At 46.2% G+C, this 20,258-nt stretch carries 20 protein-coding genes; 14 read left to right on the forward strand and 6 right to left on the reverse strand.

Translation table 11 applies throughout. The features are described 5' to 3' along the window. Nucleotides 1-142 precede the first annotated feature (142 nt). The gene (locus ACS18Q_RS18430; RefSeq protein ID WP_004728128.1) at nucleotides 143-784 is read left to right on the forward strand and encodes a TetR family transcriptional regulator C-terminal domain-containing protein; all 642 of its coding nucleotides are present in this window, start codon (nucleotides 143-145) and stop codon (nucleotides 782-784) included. A gap of 25 nt (nucleotides 785-809) precedes the next feature. After that, a complete protein-coding gene (locus tag ACS18Q_RS18435) occupies nucleotides 810-1,670 on the forward strand; it encodes a DUF5718 family protein (protein WP_441258185.1) in 861 nt (286 codons plus the stop codon). 144 nt (nucleotides 1,671-1,814) lie between these two features. Here the strand turns inward: ACS18Q_RS18435 and ACS18Q_RS18440 are convergent, their stop codons facing one another. Next, a complete protein-coding gene (locus ACS18Q_RS18440; protein ID WP_238770910.1) occupies nucleotides 1,815-3,263 on the reverse strand; it encodes a sensor domain-containing diguanylate cyclase in 1,449 nt (482 codons plus the stop codon). A gap of 268 nt (nucleotides 3,264-3,531) precedes the next feature. Here ACS18Q_RS18440 and ACS18Q_RS18445 point away from each other — a divergent pair, with 268 nt between their 5' ends. After that, the gene (locus ACS18Q_RS18445; RefSeq protein WP_004728131.1) at nucleotides 3,532-4,512 is read left to right on the forward strand and encodes a Solitary outer membrane autotransporter beta-barrel domain; all 981 of its coding nucleotides are present in this window, start codon (nucleotides 3,532-3,534) and stop codon (nucleotides 4,510-4,512) included. On the opposite strand, the gene ACS18Q_RS18450 is transcribed toward ACS18Q_RS18445, so the two are convergent. Then, nucleotides 4,509-5,744 carry a GGDEF domain-containing protein gene (locus ACS18Q_RS18450; protein WP_038152123.1) on the reverse strand — a complete coding sequence of 412 codons (1,236 nt, stop codon included), beginning with the start codon at nucleotides 5,742-5,744 and terminating at the stop codon, nucleotides 4,509-4,511. The genes ACS18Q_RS18445 and ACS18Q_RS18450 overlap by 4 nt on opposite strands. A gap of 307 nt (nucleotides 5,745-6,051) precedes the next feature. Here ACS18Q_RS18450 and ACS18Q_RS18455 point away from each other — a divergent pair, with 307 nt between their 5' ends. From ACS18Q_RS18455 to ACS18Q_RS18500, 10 genes are all read left to right on the forward strand, one after another. Next, nucleotides 6,052-6,426 (forward strand): late competence development ComFB family protein, encoded by a 375-nt coding sequence (locus ACS18Q_RS18455; RefSeq protein WP_055465275.1) that lies wholly within the window; start codon nucleotides 6,052-6,054, stop codon nucleotides 6,424-6,426. Nucleotides 6,427-6,450: 24 nt separating this feature from the next. Further along, nucleotides 6,451-6,729: an HlyU family transcriptional regulator gene (locus ACS18Q_RS18460; protein ID WP_004728134.1), complete on the forward strand. Its 279-nt coding sequence runs from the start codon at nucleotides 6,451-6,453 to the stop codon at nucleotides 6,727-6,729. Between the two features lie 296 nt (nucleotides 6,730-7,025). Continuing rightward, nucleotides 7,026-8,573 (forward strand): Re/Si-specific NAD(P)(+) transhydrogenase subunit alpha, encoded by a 1,548-nt coding sequence (locus ACS18Q_RS18465; RefSeq protein WP_004728135.1) that lies wholly within the window; start codon nucleotides 7,026-7,028, stop codon nucleotides 8,571-8,573. Between the two features lie 11 nt (nucleotides 8,574-8,584). After that, complete coding sequence (gene pntB, locus ACS18Q_RS18470; protein WP_014257312.1) at nucleotides 8,585-9,961, forward strand: Re/Si-specific NAD(P)(+) transhydrogenase subunit beta; 1,377 nt, start codon at nucleotides 8,585-8,587, stop codon at nucleotides 9,959-9,961. A gap of 130 nt (nucleotides 9,962-10,091) precedes the next feature. Next, nucleotides 10,092-11,567: a sensor histidine kinase VxrA gene (gene vxrA / locus ACS18Q_RS18475; RefSeq protein ID WP_014257313.1), complete on the forward strand. Its 1,476-nt coding sequence runs from the start codon at nucleotides 10,092-10,094 to the stop codon at nucleotides 11,565-11,567. Continuing rightward, nucleotides 11,542-12,201 carry a response regulator transcription factor VxrB gene (vxrB, locus tag ACS18Q_RS18480; protein WP_038152126.1) on the forward strand — a complete coding sequence of 220 codons (660 nt, stop codon included), beginning with the start codon at nucleotides 11,542-11,544 and terminating at the stop codon, nucleotides 12,199-12,201. Before vxrA ends, vxrB begins: the two co-directional genes overlap by 26 nt. Before the next feature lie 3 nt (nucleotides 12,202-12,204). Further along, nucleotides 12,205-13,083, forward strand: a complete 879-nt coding sequence (locus ACS18Q_RS18485) for a DUF2861 family protein (RefSeq protein ID WP_014257314.1) — start codon at nucleotides 12,205-12,207, stop codon at nucleotides 13,081-13,083. Nucleotides 13,084-13,143: 60 nt separating this feature from the next. Beyond that, nucleotides 13,144-14,316, forward strand: coding sequence for a conjugal transfer protein TraF (locus ACS18Q_RS18490; RefSeq protein WP_014257315.1), 1,173 nt, complete (start codon nucleotides 13,144-13,146; stop codon nucleotides 14,314-14,316). A 43-nt stretch (nucleotides 14,317-14,359) separates the two neighbouring features. After that, nucleotides 14,360-14,518: a YoaH family protein gene (locus tag ACS18Q_RS18495; RefSeq protein ID WP_004728141.1), complete on the forward strand. Its 159-nt coding sequence runs from the start codon at nucleotides 14,360-14,362 to the stop codon at nucleotides 14,516-14,518. Between the two features lie 593 nt (nucleotides 14,519-15,111). After that, nucleotides 15,112-15,729 carry a hypothetical protein gene (locus tag ACS18Q_RS18500; RefSeq protein ID WP_206981887.1) on the forward strand — a complete coding sequence of 206 codons (618 nt, stop codon included), beginning with the start codon at nucleotides 15,112-15,114 and terminating at the stop codon, nucleotides 15,727-15,729. 964 nt (nucleotides 15,730-16,693) lie between these two features. On the opposite strand, the gene ACS18Q_RS18505 is transcribed toward ACS18Q_RS18500, so the two are convergent. Next, the gene (locus ACS18Q_RS18505) at nucleotides 16,694-17,653 is read right to left on the reverse strand and encodes a hypothetical protein (protein WP_441258186.1); all 960 of its coding nucleotides are present in this window, start codon (nucleotides 17,651-17,653) and stop codon (nucleotides 16,694-16,696) included. Next, nucleotides 17,653-17,859, reverse strand: coding sequence for a hypothetical protein (locus tag ACS18Q_RS18510; protein ID WP_100268101.1), 207 nt, complete (start codon nucleotides 17,857-17,859; stop codon nucleotides 17,653-17,655). Before ACS18Q_RS18510 ends, ACS18Q_RS18505 begins: the two co-directional genes overlap by 1 nt. Before the next feature lie 235 nt (nucleotides 17,860-18,094). On the opposite strand from ACS18Q_RS18510, the gene ACS18Q_RS18515 reads away from it, so the two are divergent. Then, complete coding sequence (locus tag ACS18Q_RS18515) at nucleotides 18,095-19,066, forward strand: hypothetical protein (protein ID WP_441258187.1); 972 nt, start codon at nucleotides 18,095-18,097, stop codon at nucleotides 19,064-19,066. A 36-nt stretch (nucleotides 19,067-19,102) separates the two neighbouring features. Here ACS18Q_RS18515 and ACS18Q_RS18520 read toward each other — a convergent pair whose 3' ends face one another. Then, nucleotides 19,103-19,525, reverse strand: coding sequence for a DUF3653 domain-containing protein (locus tag ACS18Q_RS18520; RefSeq protein WP_441258188.1), 423 nt, complete (start codon nucleotides 19,523-19,525; stop codon nucleotides 19,103-19,105). Nucleotides 19,526-19,946: 421 nt separating this feature from the next. Then, nucleotides 19,947-20,258 (reverse strand): stress response translation initiation inhibitor YciH, encoded by a 312-nt coding sequence (gene yciH, locus ACS18Q_RS18525; protein WP_143680482.1) that lies wholly within the window; start codon nucleotides 20,256-20,258, stop codon nucleotides 19,947-19,949.

Raw genomic sequence — 20,258 nt, forward strand, 5'->3', positions numbered from 1 at the left:
GATAAGGCGTGAGGGGGATGGCGTATCACGGTACTGACCCATAAATGTGCAACTGCTTAAAAAGAGTGCATATTTCGACGCTTGACAAGCGGTGCATAAGCATTGATTACTGTAATAAAGGGCCAATATGAAAGGAGTTCACTTGGATACGGAACTGAGACCGCAGAAACGCTCAATCTCCGGAGAAATTCGCCGCCGCAATCAGGAATTAATCTTGCAGGCCGCCGCTGATGAGTTCGTCAAACATGGTTACAAAGGCACATCAGTTCAGGCGATTGCTGACCGAGTGAATTTGCCCAAAGCCAACATTCTGTATTACTTCAAGTCCAAAACCGGGCTGTATAAAGCGTTATTGCAAGACATTCTCACGCTGTGGAATGAAGGTTTTTCAGAAAGTGCCATCGACAGTTCGCCACAAGCGGTGCTGCGCAATTATATCGTCGGCAAAATGCGCTACAGCCGAACGCATCCTCAAGAGTCGAAGATCTTCGCTCAAGAGATTATTCAGGGCGCGCCGGTGATTCGTGATGAAATTCAGTTTCCGGTCGTCAACTGGGCAGCAGGCAAAGCGAGTGTGATCAACGCGTGGGTCGAACAGGGCTTAATTCGCCCGGTTGATCCGTTGCATTTGCTGTTTTTGATTTGGGGCGCGACGCAGTTTTACGCAGACTTTGATACCGAAATTCAGCTCATCAAAGGCGCGCCGATGTCTGAAGAAGAGTTTGAACAGGCGCAGCAGTTTCTGGTTGATGTGATTTTACGCGGCTTAGCCGTGACGTCGTAACGTATAGAACTTCATGGAGGAAGCATTGAGTTCAAATAGTCATCAAAAAGTCCCGTTATTCGGGCTCGGGATCGCCGGTAATTTCGCGGGTCATTTACAGCAAACCGGGGAGGCTAATGCGTTGCAGGGCGCGGTGGATGCCAGTCGCCCGCAGGCACTGTTTCCCTTCTTTGTGCCGAATGCCACGGAACCTTATCTTGCTGTTAATCCGTACTCGTTTGATACCGTATTATTTCCATCGGATGTGAATGCAAAAGTGCAGATGGAGCCCGAAATTGCGCTGGTCGTGACGGTGAAATATCTCGGCACGTCGGTGCTGGGCTTGGTGCCAGAATCGATGACGTTACTCAACGATTTAACCCATCGCAATGCCGTTGTGAGCAAGTTGGCTGAAAAGAAAAACTGGGGCATGGCGTCAAAAGGGATTGCGCCCAACGCTTGGCCATTGAGCAGTTTCAGCGCTGCGGACGGTTTGGGCAAATATCGGTTTTGTAGTTTTCATGCTCGCGATGGACGTTGGGCTGCGTGTGGCCATGATGTGTCGCTGAGCGACTACAGTTATTGCTATGAGCAGTTGATTTCTTGGCTGATTGAACAGATCAATCAGCAGAAAAACGAAGGTGCCTTGCACAGCATCGCGGCGTTACTTGCAGAGGCAGGTTACCCCAAGCGTATGTTGATTTCGTTGGGTTCATCGCGTTATACCGACTATGGCGAGCAACATCACCTGTTGGCTGGTGACGCGTTGTGCGCCGTGTTATACGATTCCAGCCGCATTGATTTGTCGCAGGTGACCGAATTGGTCAAGACAGAGCAGTTTGACGCTTTAAACCAACACCACATCGTGTTGTCACAGCGCTGCTTTGCCAAGGGTGATTCGGATTAACGCCGCCGCGAGCACTGCATCCAAACAACCCTTCAAAAGCAAAGGAGCCAAATGGCTCCTTTTTTACTGCTGCAATGATGTTTACTGCTGCAATGATGTTTGCTACGGCGATAATATTTATGACGGCATCAGATAGCGTTGTGCTTAGGACTTCACGCGATGGCGGCCTTCTTTTTTCGCAGCCAACAGCAGCTTATCGGCCTGTTCAAACGCGGAAACAAAGTTGTCGTTGCTTTTCATTTCGGTCACGCCAAAGCTGCACGTGACAATGTCACCAAAATCATCGATATAGAGATGCCCAATGGCCTGACGCAAACGCTCGGCCACTCGAATCGCACCTGATAAATCATCGCCGGGCAAAAGCAACATGAATTCATCACCGCCAAAGCGACCAATTTTGTCTGACGGTCGAATTTCTTGTTTGACCAAGTTGGCTATCGCAATCAACACTTTGTCGCCGACAATGTGGCCATGGTTGTCATTGATTGCCTTAAAGTTATCGACATCAAACAGCACCATCGAGACCGGCTGGTTGTAGCGGCGCGCGCGTATCACTTCGTCATGCACATTGCGAATGAAGAATTGGCGCGTTTGTACATCCGTCAGAATGTCTTGCTCTGAAAGGCGACGGAGTTTCTGGTTGTCCACCAGAATGTGGGGCACCCACAACCCAAAATAGGTATTGGCGGCGAGCAAATAGATGGTGAATTGATACACCATGGCGCGATCGGAAAGCCCCAAGACATCGACAAACACGGCCGTAAGCGTGCTCAACAGCGCTAAGCTCACGAATGAACGAGTTGCGGTTTCCGTAAACACAATCCACATTTGCGCAATGCCGAGGAAGAAGACCATAAAGACGATTTGCGATGTGGGGTACGCACTCACCAGAATGCTGATCACGAACAATATCGCACTGGCTGTCATCAGTTTATAGATAAACGGCGCTTTGGGCGCATCATCAATCAGCGGTTTGAAATGTTTGGTAATCCAGCGACCTTCTGATGGATAAAATGCCCCCAGCACAGACACTACAATCGGGGTAATCACCACAACGCCAATCAAATCGCCCACCCACCAAGGCACCCAAAGGTCCATGATGTCGCCATACTCAATAATGCCAGTGATCGCGAGCGCCGTAGAACCGCCGACCGCCGCAACCAACGATGAACAGACCGACAGGATCAGAAACGTCAGAATCAGATTGGGGATTTTCACACTATCTTGCTGCGAACTGATCTGTTTGAGGAGCGCAGCGCCGAGCCAATAGGAAAAACTGTGGATCGCGGCAAACAACAACCCGGTTGAAACGAGGGTAGTGAACGGTTGTTGCGAGCCGTACATGCTATTTTCCCAAAAGGTGGCCGCAATCGAACAGAACATGAGAACGGGAAGATAAGACCAGCCCAGGACCAGAAATATCGCAAATGTCACCCCAGCTGGCGGAAACCAAATACTCACGTGGGGTTCATATTCCATCAGCGCAGCAGCGCGCCAAAGGATCAGCCAGGCGAGGGCAATGACAATCGGGCGAAGTGATACAAAGCGCATCCATTTACCATATATCGACGGAACATCTTGATTAACAGCCAAATGTCCTCCTTGACACTCACAACTCAGAGACGGCTTATTTAATACTAGTACTGAACATTCACTCAGTAACTACTTATTGCGTTTTTATTCATTTATATACAAGTTGATTAAGGAAATTTGACACAAATCAAAAGATTGAAGCGATGAATCATATGGAGTGGATCGAGTTCTCAACTGGGCGACATACGGATAAACTTTGATACCGCCCGTGCTCGGGATGAACTAACATAACCGATATATTCAACCGAAGACTGATCACTGGCGACGTATGCTCAATTCCCTTTATCGATTCACCGCAATTAGCGCCCTGTGTTTGTATTCGTCGTGGGGTCATGCCGGGTATGCGTCGATTCAGAATTTTTTGGAAAACAGCTTCGCAGCCACGATTGTGCTGAGCGACAGTGATGTGTTTACCGTGGGGATCAGCGATTTTGACCCCAATGAGTTTCTCAATACGGACAACGAAAACTGGGGCACGGAAGATTCCATCGACAACCGTAAAAAATATGCGGTCTCGACATTGCCGTATACCTTTGAACTGAGCGATCCAGACGCGATAAATCAGCACAGTGTATTGCTGCGATTATCCGGCATGGTGACGGAAGAGACGCTGCAGTTTGCCGCCGATGAGCCCAAAGATGACTTTCGCCAAGTGATTGTTGATTTGTACGCGGCGTATCGCTTTCGCCACACATTCAATGAACATTGGTCGTTTGAACCGGGATTTGGCGTGCATCTGCTGCGCTACGAGAACACGCTTGATTACAACAGCCCGACGGGCAAGCAAGTGGCGCCATATCTCGATAATCTGCTGTTTAACACCACCGCATGGGCGAATGTTTACGAACCGCACTTTAAACTCAAATATCAAGCCGAAGAAAGTTGGGGGCGCTGGAATGTCTCTTCCTCATGGCACTATTTTTACGGCTATGGCTGGGGCGATGCGAACCAAGGGGACATTGGTCATCCAGAAGGGTGGTATATCGCTAACACCATCACAGGCGTCTACGACTTTTCTCAAGTTGGCCGCTCAGTGCAGTCAATCTATTCCAGCTTAAGACGTGTGGATGTAGGGAGTGATATTCAACAACCGCTGGGTACGTCCATGTACTACGAAGCGAGTGTGGGTTGGTTGATGACGCCGCCGTTTGAAATCAGCTTTATCGATAACATCGGGATTGGGTTGTCTCTGAATTACGGCAGTGCATTCAAAGGGGGCAGTATTGTGCTGTTCTTTAATCAGGATTAACCGGCATTTTTCACGCAGTTTCGGCCTGCTTTTTTCGCGGCGTACAAAGCTTGGTCAGCGAACTTCAACGCTTCATTGGGGTCTCGTTGTAAGGTGCTGTCGCACAAACCGATACTCACCGTGATGTTGACCGACATGCGCTTTGAATCCGAGCGCTGTTTGGCGCCATCTTTGTCATTTTTAGGACGAGATTCCAGATTACGAATCACCAAGTCGTACGCTTCGATATCCGCACGTAATAGCTCGAGATAATCCATCGCTTGTTCCGCGGTTTTACCTTTGAACAGCACTGTAAATTCTTCACCGCCGTAGCGATACACCTTTGCACGCCCTTGCACCATGCGCAAACGAGCCGCAACCAACTTCAATACATCATCACCCGTTTCGTGGCCATACGAATCGTTAAAGCTTTTGAAATGGTCCACATCCACCATCGCCACGGTGAACTTGCGGCCTAAGTGGCGCATATCCAATTCTAGTGCATGACGCCCCGGCAACTGCGTCAGTCGGTCGTTAAACGCCATCTCATAGCTGGCCGACAGCAAATACAGGATCAGTAACACACCGGCGAGCGAAAACATCGTGCTCGACACATACTGAATCTGGAAAAATATGAAGGTGTTGGCGGCAAGCAGAATCGAGGTGTAGATCACCACATCCATCAAGCGATTTTTGGTCAATACAAAAATGCTGGTTACCCCGACCAATGCCGCGAGATACAACACCAAAATGAAGGGCAGTTTCGAGACCTGATCGACGGAATAAAGCAGACCTTCACTTAATTGTGCGAAGCCGCCCGATTCGTATTGCGTGATGATGAGAAAACACCACACACCAAACATGGCAAGAATACCCAGATACGTAGCAAAACCACGGCTGAATAAACCGCCATTCTTGAATGCGTAGCTCAACAAACACGCCACGGGGAGCAAAATCGCCAACAGCGATAACTCCAGCAACGTCGATCCTGAGCTGAGTGGGGTTTGTAACCGGTACTGAATGACCCAATAACAGATCAACATCGCGCTGGCGACCATCGCCATACGACTCTGTTTGAACAGATGGGCAATCGCAATCGCCGCGATAAATAGCACGTAAGGAAGATTGCCCGCAAAACCCAAGTTTGAGCGGGTAACCAGAATGACGTTATTCATTCCAAACCACAATGCGCACAGCAAAATGATCGGGAACGCAAACCGAAACCAATACGAGGTAACTAGACTCGATGACATGTTCTAACAACTAGCCATTTGACATAATGACAATTTAAAAAATAGTTATGTGGGCTAGCATACTTCGATTTAATGATTTTCCAAGCCTTTTGCTAAACTTAAGGCGTAAAAGCGAGCGGTTAGCCATAGATTTTATCTAGGATATACGACATTCATTGCCTATCCATTAACTGTTGGCTAGTGTAGCCAGATACCTTATCAGGCCTTGAATACCCTTCAAACCGCTTCATACAGCGAATGCGTTGAGTAATGATGCTGTTGAAGTGGGGGAAGAAAACCGCGAGACTTCGCGATCAGGAGAGTAACGATGCAAATCAGCGTTGATGTTCACAACTACATGGAAACTCTGGTTGGCCAAGTGTTGGCCCAGGACCAATACGTAGACAACTATTCCAACGAGCAACTGGCGGATCTCGCCTGCTTGGCGCTCAGTCAGATTCGTCCGATCTACATTCGTCATGATGTCGATTTCCTGTCGGCACTGCCGGAAGCCCGTTTGGTGGTATTGAAGAAACGGGCGCAGACTGCCGTGCAAGCCGCCGAGTCAATGATCGTGGACGATCGTCGTAAAAATCGTGATGATGACGAGGTTCCGGTGGTGATTGCCCAAACGCGTTTTGATGAAGACGCGGAACTTGAATGGTACGAAAAGCCGATTATCGGGCATAAAAACCAGCATTAAATTGAATTACCCAAAGGAGTTATTGTGGGACTGTTTTCTCGTTTATTTGGCGGTAAGTCAGAAAATCAAATCGAAGTGGTTCAACCGGTTGAATACAAAGGCTTTCTCATTTACCAAGAGCCGATTTCAGAAGGTGGCCAGTATCGCATTGCCGGACGCATCACCAAAGAGGTTGATGGCGAATTGCAAACCCATCGCTTCATTCGTTCAGACGTCGTGCCCAGTAAGGACGACGCCAAAGAATTGATGCTGAAAAAAGCGCAAATGTTCATTGATCAAATGGGTGGAAAGATCTTCTCTTAACTCATCCAGTCGTTGACAGAAATCATAAATAAAAGGGCCATAAGTCGATATGCTGATGGCTCTTTTGTTTTTTTGTGTACTTTGCAAATTCCTGTTTTTATAGATATTTGTCTATACTGGTTTGACCTCTGCTGAGTTGATGTGCTGTTGTATTCCGCGCCTCGGTTCAACAGAATCCTTTACTACCTCACGTAGTAAGCAAAGAAAGTGTGTATTTATATAACAAAGAGCTTGAAGTTAGGTGAGTCGTTAGATAAAAACAGAATAATCATTGTGCCAATAGTCAAGGAACTGCTATGCAAATTGGTGTACCAAAAGAAATACTCGCAGGAGAAACGCGAGTCGCTGCTTCCCCCTCGTCGGTTGAACAGCTCATTAAGCTAGGGTTTGAGGTCGTTATCGAATCTCAGGCAGGATCGCTGGCCAGTTTCGAAGATGCTGCTTATCAAGCAGCGGGCGCGACCATGGCGAGTAAAGATGACGTATGGCAATCGGACATCGTCTTAAAAGTGAATGCACCTGTCAGCAACGAAGAAGTTGATGAAATTTCTTTGCTCAAGGAAGGCGCAACACTAATTAGCTTCATCTGGCCGGCGCAAAATGCTGAACTGATGGAAAAACTCACCGTGAAAAGCATCAACGTGATGGCGATGGATTGCGTGCCACGTATTTCACGCGCTCAAGCGCTGGATGCTTTGTCTTCCATGGCCAATATTGCCGGGTATCGTGCGGTCGTTGAAGCGGCGCATGAATTCGGTCGCTTCTTTACCGGCCAAATCACTGCGGCAGGTAAAGTCCCACCGGCGAAAGTATTCGTTGCGGGTGCTGGCGTTGCTGGCCTTGCGGCGATCGGCGCTGCCGGTAGCCTCGGTGCCATTGTTCGCGCATTCGACGTTCGTCCAGAAGTGAAAGAACAAGTACAGTCGATGGGCGCTGAGTTCCTTGAAGTGGATTACAAGGAAAACTCTGGCTCTGGCGACGGTTACGCAAAAGAGATGTCGGATGACTTCAACAAGAAAGCGGCTGAACTGTACGCCGCGCAAGCGAAAGACGTTGATATCATCATCACCACGGCACTGATCCCTGGCAAACCTGCGCCAAAACTGGTGACCAAGGCGATGGTCGACAGCATGAAGCCGGGTAGTGTGATTGTGGATTTGGCCGCAGCCAACGGCGGTAACTGTGAATACACCGTCAAAGATGAAGTGTTTGTCACCCCCAATGGCGTCAAAGTGATTGGCTACACCGACATGGTTGGTCGTCTGCCAACGCAATCATCTCAGTTGTACGCAACCAACCTTGTAAACCTGCTGAAACTGCTCTGCAAAGAGAAAGACGGCAACATCGATATCAACTTTGATGATGTCGTGTTGCGCGGTGTCACCGTGGTGAAAGCGGGTGAGATTACTTGGCCTGCGCCACCGATTCAGGTGTCAGCGCAACCTCAGCAGCAAGCGAAAGCACAGCCGGTAAAAGAGAAGAAAGAAGAGAAACCTGTTTCACCGGTGAAAAAACTGGTGGGTTTGGCTGTTGGTGTCGGCGCATTTGCGTGGATTGCATCAGTCGCGCCAGCTGCGTTCCTCGGTCACTTTACCGTGTTCGTATTGGCTTGTGTGGTGGGTTACTACGTCGTTTGGAACGTCACGCATTCATTGCATACGCCGCTGATGTCAGTAACCAACGCGATCTCAGGCATTATCGTAGTAGGTGCACTACTGCAAATCGGGCAAGGAAACGGTGCTGTCACTTTCCTTGCATTTATCGCAGTGCTGATTGCAAGCATCAACATCTTTGGTGGCTTTACCGTGACCAAACGTATGCTTGAAATGTTCCGTAAAAACTAAGGGAGTACACAATGTCTGCAGGATTAGTACAAGCGGCGTACATTGTTGCTGCTCTGTTTTTCATTTTAAGTTTGGCAGGTCTGTCGAAGCAGGAGTCTGCGAAGGCAGGTAACTATTACGGTATCGCGGGGATGACCATCGCGTTGCTGGCAACGATCTTCAGCCCAGGTGCTTCAGGCCTCGCGTGGATCATTCTGGCGATGGTGATTGGTGGCGCGATCGGGATGCATTTCGCGAAGAAAGTTGAAATGACCGAAATGCCAGAATTGGTCGCTATTCTTCACAGCTTTGTGGGGATGGCTGCGGTTTTGGTTGGTTACAACAGCTATCTGGATGCGCCAGAAGTGGCCACCCATGCTGAACATGTCATTCACCTTGTTGAAGTCTTTATCGGTGTGTTCATTGGTGCGGTGACGTTTACCGGTTCCATCGTGGCCTTCGGTAAACTGCGTGGCATCATCAAATCATCACCTTTGAATCTACCCCACAAGCATAAGCTGAACCTTGCAGCGCTGGTGATCTCAGCCTTGTTGCTGACTCGCTTTGTTAACGCTGACGGCAGTATGTTTGCGCTGATCGTGATGACACTGATTGCGTTCGCGTTCGGTTACCACTTGGTGGCTTCAATCGGCGGTGCCGATATGCCAGTTGTGGTATCGATGCTGAACTCGTACTCAGGTTGGGCGGCCGCGGCAGCAGGCTTTATGCTGGCAAACGATCTTTTGATCGTGACCGGTGCGCTGGTTGGTTCTTCAGGTGCAATTCTGTCTTACATCATGTGTAAGGCGATGAACCGTTCGTTCATTAGCGTGATCGCAGGTGGCTTTGGCCAAGAAGTTGTGATTAGTTCAGATGAAGAGCAGGGTGAACATCGCGAGATCAACGCTGAAGATGTGGCGGATATGCTGAAAAACTCGAAGTCTGTGATCATCACTCCGGGATACGGTATGGCGGTTGCGCAGGCTCAGTACCCAGTCTTTGAGATCACTGAAAAACTTCGTGCCATGGGTGTTGAAGTGCGATTTGGTATTCACCCGGTAGCGGGCCGTCTGCCTGGTCACATGAACGTACTGTTGGCGGAAGCGAAAGTGCCTTACGACATCGTGTTGGAAATGGATGAGATCAACGATGATTTCTCAGACACCGATACCGTGTTGGTGATTGGCGCGAACGACACCGTGAACCCAGCGGCGCAAGAAGACCCGAACAGCCCAATCGCGGGGATGCCCGTTCTGGAAGTGTGGCACGCACAAAACGTTATCGTATTCAAACGTTCGATGAATACGGGTTACGCGGGTGTGCAAAACCCACTGTTCTTTAAAGAGAACACGTACATGCTGTTTGGCGATGCGAAAGATAGTGTAGACGCCATTTCTAAAGCACTGTAATCTCCGATTCTCAAGACACAAGAAGCCAGCATTTAGCTGGCTTCTTTATTATTCGATGATGCATTATTGACAGCAATATAACACGCCAAATGTATCTTTCTAAGAGAATACGTTATAGTTTTGTAACCCTATGATCTGCCGAAGATTCAAATTGATTAAAGCGATACTAAGAACCCTAGCAGTTTTAGGGCTATTCACATCAACCTCATCTTATGCAGATTCGCTGCCTGAGCGCATCGATCTGTTTGTATCGCTATTTGACTACCAATCGGCCGTTGTATCGTACGACATTCGCGAAATCCAGAATGACTACCCAACACGTCTTCTGACGCCCGATACCATGTTGCCGCAAACCTCCGCTTATCCATTAAAAGATATCCAGCAACTGTATAGTCTGGCTCAAACCTGTACCGGGAAACTACCGCTCAACCCACTGGTCACCGAACCGCTGGTTTTTACACGCGCCATCTGTAAAGGCACGCAGTTACCCATGCGTTGGTTTGCCCGCAGTGCGTTGATTCACCCTGGCGGTGGGACATACGCTTCGCGCTATGCGGAAGTTCACACCGACAAAACGAGCGACCTGCAACAATACATGCACATTCAGGAACGCCCGCAAGCCGAAACCAACACTTTATTGGGCCGTTTACAGAGCATGAATGAAGACACGATGACGGCATTGATCGCCGGCGCCGTTATGTTTGGGGACGATACGGAACTTTGGCTGAGAAAAGGGGACGAATATTACGTTTTCGATGAAGAAACTTGGAATCGAAACGCCAGCAAAGCCGGATTATCGTTTAACATAGTCACTTCAGACAGCACGTGCTTTGTGCAGCGCGGCAACATCTGTTGGGACATTGAAGATCATTCTGATTTGTTACGAATTAGTATGGTCGCTTTGGTGATTGCCAACATACTTTTGGTATTTGGTTGGTCAATTTACCGTTGGAATTCAAAGCGTCAGGACATGAAGAGCCGAATGCTCATTCTGCAAATCCTTACGCATGAGCTACGCACACCGATCGCAAGTCTGTCGTTGACAGTCGAAGGCTTTCGTCGCGAATTTGAACATTTGCCTGAGTCTGTATACGATGAGTTCCGTAGACTGTGTGAAGATTCACGTCGATTAAGGCAATTGGCAGAGGCAAGTAAGGATTATTTGCAATCTGATAACAAACCTCTTGCAACAGACTGGGTTCCGTCCGTTGAAGAGTGGTTACAATACAAGGTTGAAGAGGAATTCGCCGAGCCGGTAGAACTCAAAATTAACGAAGACATTGCAGCCAAACTGAATGTCTACTGGCTGGGGACTTGTGTCGATAATTTAATACGCAACGCGGTCAAATATGGCGTTGCGCCCGTGACATTGGAAGTAATTACTAAATCTAACGCTGTCACAATCAAGGTTACGGACCAAGGAACGCTTACAAATAAGGATTGGCGTCATTTACGCAAGCCATTTGTCAGTAAAAGTGGCTTAGGACTTGGCTTAACTATAGTAGAATCGATGGTCGGGCGAATGGGTGGAACAATGACCCTAATCGGACCGCCGACCACTTTTATATTGGAGATACCCTGTGAAACAGACATTGCTTCTCGTTGAAGATGATAAAAACCTAGCTGACGGACTTCTAGTTAGTTTGGAGCAAGCAGGATATGACTGTTTACATGCAGAGACGATTGCTGGTGTAAAGCAATATTGGGAAAAAGCCGACTTGGTGATTCTTGACCGTCAGTTACCTGATGGCGACTCAGTGCAGCACCTCGCGGATTGGAAGAAACTGAAAGACGTGCCGGTCATTTTGCTGACTGCGCTTGTCACCGTGAAAGATAAAGTGACCGGTTTAGATGCAGGCGCCAACGACTATCTAACAAAACCTTTTGCCGAAGCCGAATTATTTGCCCGCGTGCGCGCTCAGCTTCGTTCTCCTGAAAATGAAGATCAGGATGACAGCAAAGTCGTGACTGCGAATTTAACCATCGATAAAGCCACTCGCGAAGTGTTCTTTAATGGTGAATCGATCACGCTTACACGAACTGAATTCGACCTGCTGCTGTTTTTAGCAAGCAACCTTGGCCGCGTATTTACACGTGATGAACTGCTGGATCATGTGTGGGGTTACAACCATTTCCCAACCACACGTACCGTGGACACCCACGTTTTACAGCTACGCCAAAAACTACCAGGTTTAGAAATTGAAACGCTGCGTGGTGTTGGCTACAAAATGAAAGCGTAACGAATGCGAACAACTGCGTTACTGATGGGCACGCTGCTATGCGTGCCTCTTTCAGCACAAAGTGTAGAGTGGTTTGAGAACAACACACCGCTTACACAAGCTCATCAACATCTGCTCAATAACGATTTAGAGAGCATGTTTGCCTCTCTGGTTGAAGTGTGGCAGCTTGAACACAACAAAAATATCAAATCCCATCTGAATGATCTTCTCGTTCAGTCACTGACGGTCGATTGCGGTAAAGGGTTGGACAGCAAACCTTTTCCAGAATGGATTAAATCGGTGTTGATTCGTCGTATCGACATTCAAAGTCCAGGTCGTGATGCTTACCAAGTTCTTATTGATACCAAAGCGAAGAAGGCGATTGCCGACATTCGTTTAACGCAATGGGTTGATAAACCACTGTCCAATGACAGTACGTTTACTCGCACTGACCGTGACAACGTCACAAGTCAAAACATCTCGTATCTCAAACGCTACAACCTCAATACCAAATTGAACATGGGTCTGTATCGTTTAGACATTACCGCCAACGACCAAGAATCGTGGAGCGCTTGGGTGATTTTTGGTGAACCCAAAGCGAAACAAACCGTACGTTGGGCGTCGAAAGATCAGTGGGTGGTTGAAAAGAACGCGCTGCTTAATCGTTTCTGCCCGCTGCCTAAATTGGGCGTGTCGGTTTTCGATTATGTGGATGGTAAATACAAAGAGATTTGGAATCAGAGCTACGAATCCGATTATCCAACCTCATTGGAACTGAACAATCTTCCTTCCGATCGTTATGTTTTAGCCGTCTCGATGACGCATCAACGGTGGCAAGGGCCCATCACAATTGAGCAATCTCAAGTTATCAGCAAAACATATGACGTTTCTCTAGAGGAATAGCTAAAGATAATAGAGAATATGCCGCTATAAAACGAAACGGAACTTACGGTTTATATCGGCATGAATAACAAACTCAAATTTCTTGCGCTGTCAGTCGCGATTGCCGCGCCCAGTGCCTTTGCAGCAAACTACGCCGTAGAAGCTCGCGGTGATGCCATGGGCGGCGTTGGTGTCGTCTCCGCCAACTACCTCACAGCCCCATTTTATAACCCTGCGATCGTTGCCATTTACCGACGCAATGACGATGCAGGCATGATTCTTCCCAGTATCGGCTTTACCTACAACGACCCCGATCAAATGGTCGATGGCATGGATAACATTTCCAGCATCATCGACAGTGGCGATCTCAATCGCGCTGGCGAATTGCAAACAGCCATGAACGACGTCAGTGGTGACGTTCTTAGCGCCCATCTTGGTGGCGTTGTCGCATTTGGTATCCCAAACCGCTATCTTGCTATGAACATTTTTGGTAAGGCGTATACCGAATCTTTTGCCACCACGAACATCGCAGATTCCTGCCCGAGTTACACAGAAGGCTCGGATGAATGTACCTTTGAGAAAGCGCAAAACAGTACTGTTAACGCAGTGTCCGTCGCCGTGACTGAAGTCGGCATCACGTTTGCGAAATACCAAACGTTCATGGGACAACACATGTCCTTTGGTATCAGCCCGAAACTACAACGCATCTATACCTACGTCTACGAAGCCAGCCTCAACGATTACGATATCAAAGATCTGCGCGAAAACAGCAATGGCGAAACCACGTTTAATATCGATGCCGGTGCACTTTGGTTCTACGGGCCGTTCCGCATCGGTGTGGCCGCGACCAACTTGATCAGCCGAGACATCGAAACGAAAAGCGTCGCGTCTAAAGTGTCAGGGAATCCCAACCTACAATACGCTTATCAAATTCGTCCACAATTTACAGTCGGTGCCGGTTTAGTTGCAGATTACGTCACTTTAAGTGTCGACTACGATATCAATGAAGATCAACGCTACAAAAGTTTTGCCGACAATACACAAATGATTCGTGTTGGTGGCGAAATCGATTTGATGCGCCAACTGAAACTGCGGGCAGGGTATTATAAAAACTTAGCCTATAGCGGTAGTGAAGGGACGGTTACGGCCGGTGTGGGGATCTCGCCACTGAACCTGTTCCAATTGGATATCGGTGCCAGCTACACCAACGAAGATGCCATGGGCGGTTTCATAAACTTCCTTGCGAGTTACTAAACGAACCACTATAGTTGGGCTCCTTAAACAAGGAGCCTTTTTTATGTTTGATGATTTACCCACGCTATCACACGCCGAGCAACAAGCTGCGGTTGAAAAGATTCAGGCCCTGATGTCGCAAGGCATAAGCACCGCAGAAGCAATCAAAATCATTGCTCAGGAAATACGACAACAACAAGCAGAGCAACAAACCAAAGAATAGGGCACGTCAGTGCTCTTTTTTTTTGCCTTTCATTTAGACTTACAACCGCATCCCAACCCCTAGAAACTCCCCATAAAAAATCAGTTAAAGGTAAATAAATCATTTAAAACAATATGTTAATGCAGGATAAAATACTGCATCTAGACTAATTTTACTTGTTGTTGTAATTTTATTACACGTCAAATTACACACCCAAATGGTGCCAGTTTATTATTCTGTCACGTTACGGTGTGATTACTTACTGTTGCCATATCTGCTGTAGTTACTTGTATTGAATTGAACACCAGAGAAATAGCAGCCAATCCAACCGCCAATCGAAAGGCACAACATCAAGAATTGATTTGGTTCAGAACAACAGCGCCATACAGCACAAAATATATGAGGTAACTCCTAGTGACGTTGTCACTCAAGTGAGCTTTATGGATTGAAATCAAGAAGGTTTTGAATCGAGAGAATCTCTGCCTCAGAGTGCGCAATCTGAGGGTTAGCAATAAAAAACACAGTAACTTGCGCCATAAACCGGGAAAAGATCGCGGTCTAACTTAGCGCGACGCCGTAAAGTGGCTTGTTGAGAAATGACAAGAGGAAAGTCAGTGAAATTTGTATCTATGGGCTTTGGTTTATGTGCAGCGCTGATCTCAATCAGTTCCCATGCTTCATTTCAGAAGAACGAATACTTCGATTCAATGTACAATAAGAACGTCTATGAACGTTACGTAACTAGCGGTGGTAATCACTTAGGTTTTCGATGTGATTCTGATACCTACAAGCGAACCATGTACCTAACATTTGGATCGCAGAACGCTATCGGTTCACCGAACCAAGAAATGAAATTGCGTATTAAGATTGATGGCGGGAACATTTACGATCTTGATGGCCGAATGTACTCATCAAGTTATGAAAGTGGAGTCGTCGAAAACTATCCTAAAGAGCTGCTTTACTCGATTAAGCAAGGTCGCACAGCCCATTTAGAGGTATACAGCTATAACGCTAGAAAGATTCGCGCATCATTCAACTTATCAGGTTCAAGCAACGCGGTGAATGATGTTAGCAGCCGTTGTGATATAACTTTTCAAGCTGACCCTTACACCAATTACAACGAAGAAATCATGCGTTTACAACAAGAGAGAGACCATAAGATTTATTTGCTAGAGCAAGAGTATGCGAAGAAGATTGCTGAGATTCGCTCAAAAGCCTATGGAAGATATTGACACACAGTGCGATCTATCCGTTTCATACCTGATTTATTTGAGACGCGATGCGTAGCTGATACTCATCGTTTTAATCATGTTAAGGATTCACAATCGAAAGATCTTTAGTGGTGAAGCATTCGCACTGGGAGCATATTGCAAAAAAAGTATAACGGACTGGGATTACAAGGATTATCAATGGTTGTGGGCAGTTTGACGTTATATGCGACCGAGGTTAAAGCATTACTATTACGGTTGCGCATATGGTATTGAGTTATGTTGAGGCTCTGCCGCAGGACTGAGAGCAGTCAAAGGTGGGCGAAATCCGGCCAGTGCAATGCTGGCCGTGATGACTAGGAGGGAGAATCCCTTTACGGTTCGAAGCCCGTAAGACAACTCACATAATACGCATCCCAACTTCTACAATACGTTTCTAGTTTACATGTTTACTTCTGTTTTAAAATATAACCCATGTGCTATATTTACCTTGTCAACAGGCTTAATCATACTCGGTATGTTTAGGTCCGTATGAAAAACCCTGAAGCGACGGCCATCGCTTCAGGGTTTGGGGGTTAGCTTTTATCTCTAAAAGCTTTTACTAATGTTGCTAGCGCAATTAGAACAGCCGCAACAGCTTGGAGCAAGTCTGCATCCATGTAGCCTCCGTATTTTTGGAAGCCCTGAGCCCTTCTCAGGGCTTCTTGCTATCTATTACTAATCAGATAGTTTTTTTAGTATAGCAGCGCCTTTATCGAGAAAGAAAGCCGCTCAACTTTTCCCCTCTAACTTATGAGCAAAATTGTGCAAATATCGCACTCCAGCCTGTGTATAACTTCCCCCTTTACTCTTAACCTAATGTATTATAACAATTTTTAATTTAAGTCATGAGAGTGGTATAAATCACCCTCGCACTTGGTTCTGTCTGCTATACGCTTGCGTGTAGAGACAAAACCAAGTAGCCAAGCGTTCGAGTTATTGAATTGCCTCACAAATGTATATCGCGCGGCAGTTTCTCTGGTCCTATATGTACAATACTTTTCTCCTTTCTCCTCAATCGCATGCGCAACTGAAGTCTCAGTAAATCATAAATTGGCCAGCTTGCAACTGATGGGGGCGCTAATTGCGCCCGTCTCGCTTTCTTATTTAAAAACGTGTGGTGAATCCCTTCTGTTTTTTTCAAATCCGACAGATGTCTGATTCTTCTATAGGGTAATTTTATTGTTGATGTTCCACAGTGTGGGACACGACCCAGCGCGGGAGGCTCATCAATCGATGAAATTGAGACATTGCCTTGCAAGTCATCAAGTGCAAGGTCAACACGGGTCAGTTTGGTTCCAGCCATCTGTTTTAAGGCGTAATGCAGCTTTTCAAAATTTAGTGCTTCGCAGCCTTTACCGGAAAAAGACACGTAATAACCGAAGTTCGACGCGCCCCAAGCGACCATTCCTGCCTGAATTCCGTTACACAGTAACTTTGCAGAATAACGATAACCGGAGAAGCCACCACGACGTTCGGTTGTCCAGATATTTCCGTCGTAGCTAAGTTCATGTTGCAGCAGCTCAAGAAACGATTCGACTTCGCCATGGCAAAGCACATCGAGCATATCAATCCCAAGGTTGGCGATAAGCTCTTGGTAACAGTCGTTAAACGATTTGTCCTGAGCAATGTGTAAGTCAGCGTCTTGAAGTTGGTCGGCCAGTGCTTCAAAGTACAAATCTTTGTTGGCGTAGTTTTCAGATTCAACACAGCCAAGAACCTGCGCGAGGTTTTCCGCAAAGTGATTAATTTGGTCGCGTTCGCGGCCAGCAACGGCCACGTCATTGTAAGATTGGAACTGATAAGGCGAGCGGCCAATCATGAATCGTTGTTTCGCCATGTCTTTGCAGCGCTCAAGGATAAGCGGCGAGCCAGAGAAAGAAACGTAGTCAATCAACGTGCGAGACATCAGAAATCTCCCTGATTGACAAAGGCACCAGCGGCGCGCAGTTCGGATTCGTTTTCGTCGGTGACTTCGATGAGATCGCGTTCAGTGTCGCAAGCGTAGGCGTACAGTTCAGAGCGAGTACGGAAATACTCCGGTTGTCCGTCAACCGAGCAGTAAAAGCCGTCTTCGTCATTCCAGTAGTAAACAGGCGATTTCTTCGAGCACATGATGCAATCCAGCGCGTCAGGTGGTTCAGTACGGTAATTTTCGTAGAGTAAATACGAAATTCTCCGTACTGTAAATACGATAAGTTTCGTACACCACAGTTCGCCGGGGGGAGCCCCGAAGCCCTTCGCTTATGCCAACTAGAAGCCAGACATTCGGTGTCTGGCTTTTTGTTTAGCTTTTCTTTTCCCGTATTTTTTTTCATAATCGTATCCAGTTGCATTTGGATATGAAGACATGGACAAGAGAAATAATCATTTTGACCCGGAAATAAGCTTTTTGGATTTAAAAGTAGTTCGATTCACCATCGGAACAATGTTATTGACATCCATACTTATAGCTTTAATTATATATACTCAAACAGGATTGGAGTTTAGATTTGACTACGAAGGTTTCAATAATCTACTCAACATTTTTAAAGTTCCCCTTGGATTTTCAGCACTAATTATTCCAATCGTAGCATTACTTGCTGCAAATCATCGTTCTGAGCAGACTAAGAAACAAATAGAAGTAACTAATAAGCAAAATTGTTTTTCAAACCACTACAAACACTTAGAAGAGTTTGAGAAATATTTCAAAAAATACGAAAAAGTAGATGAATGCATGTCGACGTTAGACTCAAGACACATGCACGGCCTTATATTTCCAAAGTCATTAGAGGGAGAACTTACGATTAGTGATAACTATTTGAATGTATTTGACTTTATTTATGACACATTAGAAAAACTGTCATACTCATGTCGTAATAAAACTCTAATAAATCATCATGAACTAAACAAAGAAATTTCCAGTTTTCTAGCAGAAAAAGGATTTAGAAACCTTGGAAACTCTGCAGAATTAAGTATATATGATTTGGAGCATGAGTTTAAACTCTATGTCGATAACCACAAAGAAAACGATTTATCTATACATATATTCAATTTTAACTGCTGCGTTTCTTATATCGAACTACTTAGAGGGGTAATAATAAGTTTAAATATTTTATGTAGATTTGATACCAGCTTTGAAAAATACCAATGGACAGAAATACTTGAAAAAACAAAGAGTAGAAGCTTGGTCGAACCTAGCGAGTATATTCAATGCAATAGATCTGAGTTTGAAAACGATATTGACTTTATGAGCTCTAATTTTTTCAGCCTAAAAACCTTAGAACAGTTGATGATTGACATTGATAATATATTACATAGTAGCTCTAGTGACATCTCTTAGTAATATAAAGAAAGCCCTTAAACAGAGGGCTTTTGTTTACTTAAACTTTGTTGGGATCCAAGGTGCAGCGGTCATGCGGCGACCACCTCGAAACGGTAGTACATTTTCTTTGGCCGGGTAATACTTGGGTGACGGAATGTGACCGTATAGCTCTATGAAGTTCAAGTGTTCATCACGCCAATGAACGAAGCTCTCAAGCTCCTTGGGGCTAAATTCGCGTCCCGATGGTGTGATAAACAGCGCACGTTGCTCACAGATTCTAAAGCCAGCCCAACGGATGTCATTGGGTAGATAGCCAAGAGACTTAATGAGCAACAGTTTTTCAGCCATGGGGTTAATCGGGATCTTACCGGTGAGCCAACGTCGAATGGTGGCCGTTGTCACGTGAAAGAATTCCGCGCCTTGTTGATAGGACGAAAATTCACGCCAATAGAGTTGTTTGAATGAATAGTGAAACATGAGCTAACTCGCAAATCATAGAACTGACGAAAATTATTTTTTTAGTGTGTTTTGAGTGAAAATCAGCGCGACAAAATGATCATAGAAAAAAATCACTTAAAAACGCTGTGTGCCGATTAGCAAGCGTAGCGATGATAACTATCAAAAACACGACTAAAAGCCCGGTAAACTAGAAATACGATTCAGATATCAAGGGTTTAGGCAATGAAACCAGACACAAAGAGCTAAATGTTAAATTCATCATCCACAGTGCGCATTATGTACGTTATGTTAAATGATGTTCGCTAATAAGAAGAGCACGTTCTTTGGTGCTCTTCTCTGCTGTGTTTATTTGGTTATCTAGCGATGGGATTCAACATAACTGGATTTACCATAAAATAGCTAATAACTACTTTGCTATCTAACGATATCAACCCGGTTATTAGCCACCAGCCAGTTTGACTTTAAAGCCTTTCTTTTCCAGTAACGCTTTAATTTTGTCTCTCATGTCGCCTTGGATTTCAATTTCGCCATCTTTAACGGAACCGCCGCAACCACACACTTTTTTCAGTTCTGCAGCGAGCAGCTTTAACGGCGCATCATCTAAGTCTAATCCCTTAACGATGCAAACGCCTTTGCCTTTACGTCCTTTGGTTTCTTTGTGGATACGGACAATGCCGTCGCCTTTAGGACGCTCAACTTTCTCTGGTTCCTGTTTAATTCGGCCGACTTCTGTCGAATATACAAGTGTCAT

This window comes from Vibrio sp. Vf1514, assembly GCF_052076135.1.
Classification (GTDB): Bacteria; Pseudomonadota; Gammaproteobacteria; order Enterobacterales; family Vibrionaceae; genus Vibrio; species Vibrio furnissii.

Excerpts from the sequence above, each read along its gene's own strand:
- ACS18Q_RS18445 (WP_004728131.1), top strand. The coding sequence starts at position 3,532 with ATGCTCAATTCCCTTTATCGATTCACCGCAATTAGCGCCCTGTGTTTG.
- ACS18Q_RS18450 (WP_038152123.1), bottom strand. The coding sequence starts at position 5,744 with ATGTCATCGAGTCTAGTTACCTCGTATTGGTTTCGGTTTGCGTTCCCG.
- ACS18Q_RS18455 (WP_055465275.1), top strand. The coding sequence starts at position 6,052 with ATGCAAATCAGCGTTGATGTTCACAACTACATGGAAACTCTGGTTGGC.
- ACS18Q_RS18465 (WP_004728135.1), top strand. The coding sequence starts at position 7,026 with ATGCAAATTGGTGTACCAAAAGAAATACTCGCAGGAGAAACGCGAGTC.
- pntB (WP_014257312.1), top strand. The coding sequence starts at position 8,585 with ATGTCTGCAGGATTAGTACAAGCGGCGTACATTGTTGCTGCTCTGTTT.
- vxrA (WP_014257313.1), top strand. The coding sequence starts at position 10,092 with ATGATCTGCCGAAGATTCAAATTGATTAAAGCGATACTAAGAACCCTA.
- ACS18Q_RS18485 (WP_014257314.1), top strand. The coding sequence starts at position 12,205 with ATGCGAACAACTGCGTTACTGATGGGCACGCTGCTATGCGTGCCTCTT.
- ACS18Q_RS18490 (WP_014257315.1), top strand. The coding sequence starts at position 13,144 with ATGAATAACAAACTCAAATTTCTTGCGCTGTCAGTCGCGATTGCCGCG.
- ACS18Q_RS18495 (WP_004728141.1), top strand. The coding sequence starts at position 14,360 with ATGTTTGATGATTTACCCACGCTATCACACGCCGAGCAACAAGCTGCG.
- ACS18Q_RS18505 (WP_441258186.1), bottom strand. The coding sequence starts at position 17,653 with ATGTCTCGCACGTTGATTGACTACGTTTCTTTCTCTGGCTCGCCGCTT.
- ACS18Q_RS18510 (WP_100268101.1), bottom strand. The coding sequence starts at position 17,859 with ATGTGCTCGAAGAAATCGCCTGTTTACTACTGGAATGACGAAGACGGC.
- ACS18Q_RS18515 (WP_441258187.1), top strand. The coding sequence starts at position 18,095 with ATGGACAAGAGAAATAATCATTTTGACCCGGAAATAAGCTTTTTGGAT.
- ACS18Q_RS18520 (WP_441258188.1), bottom strand. The coding sequence starts at position 19,525 with ATGTTTCACTATTCATTCAAACAACTCTATTGGCGTGAATTTTCGTCC.
- yciH (WP_143680482.1), bottom strand. The coding sequence starts at position 20,258 with ATGACACTTGTATATTCGACAGAAGTCGGCCGAATTAAACAGGAACCA.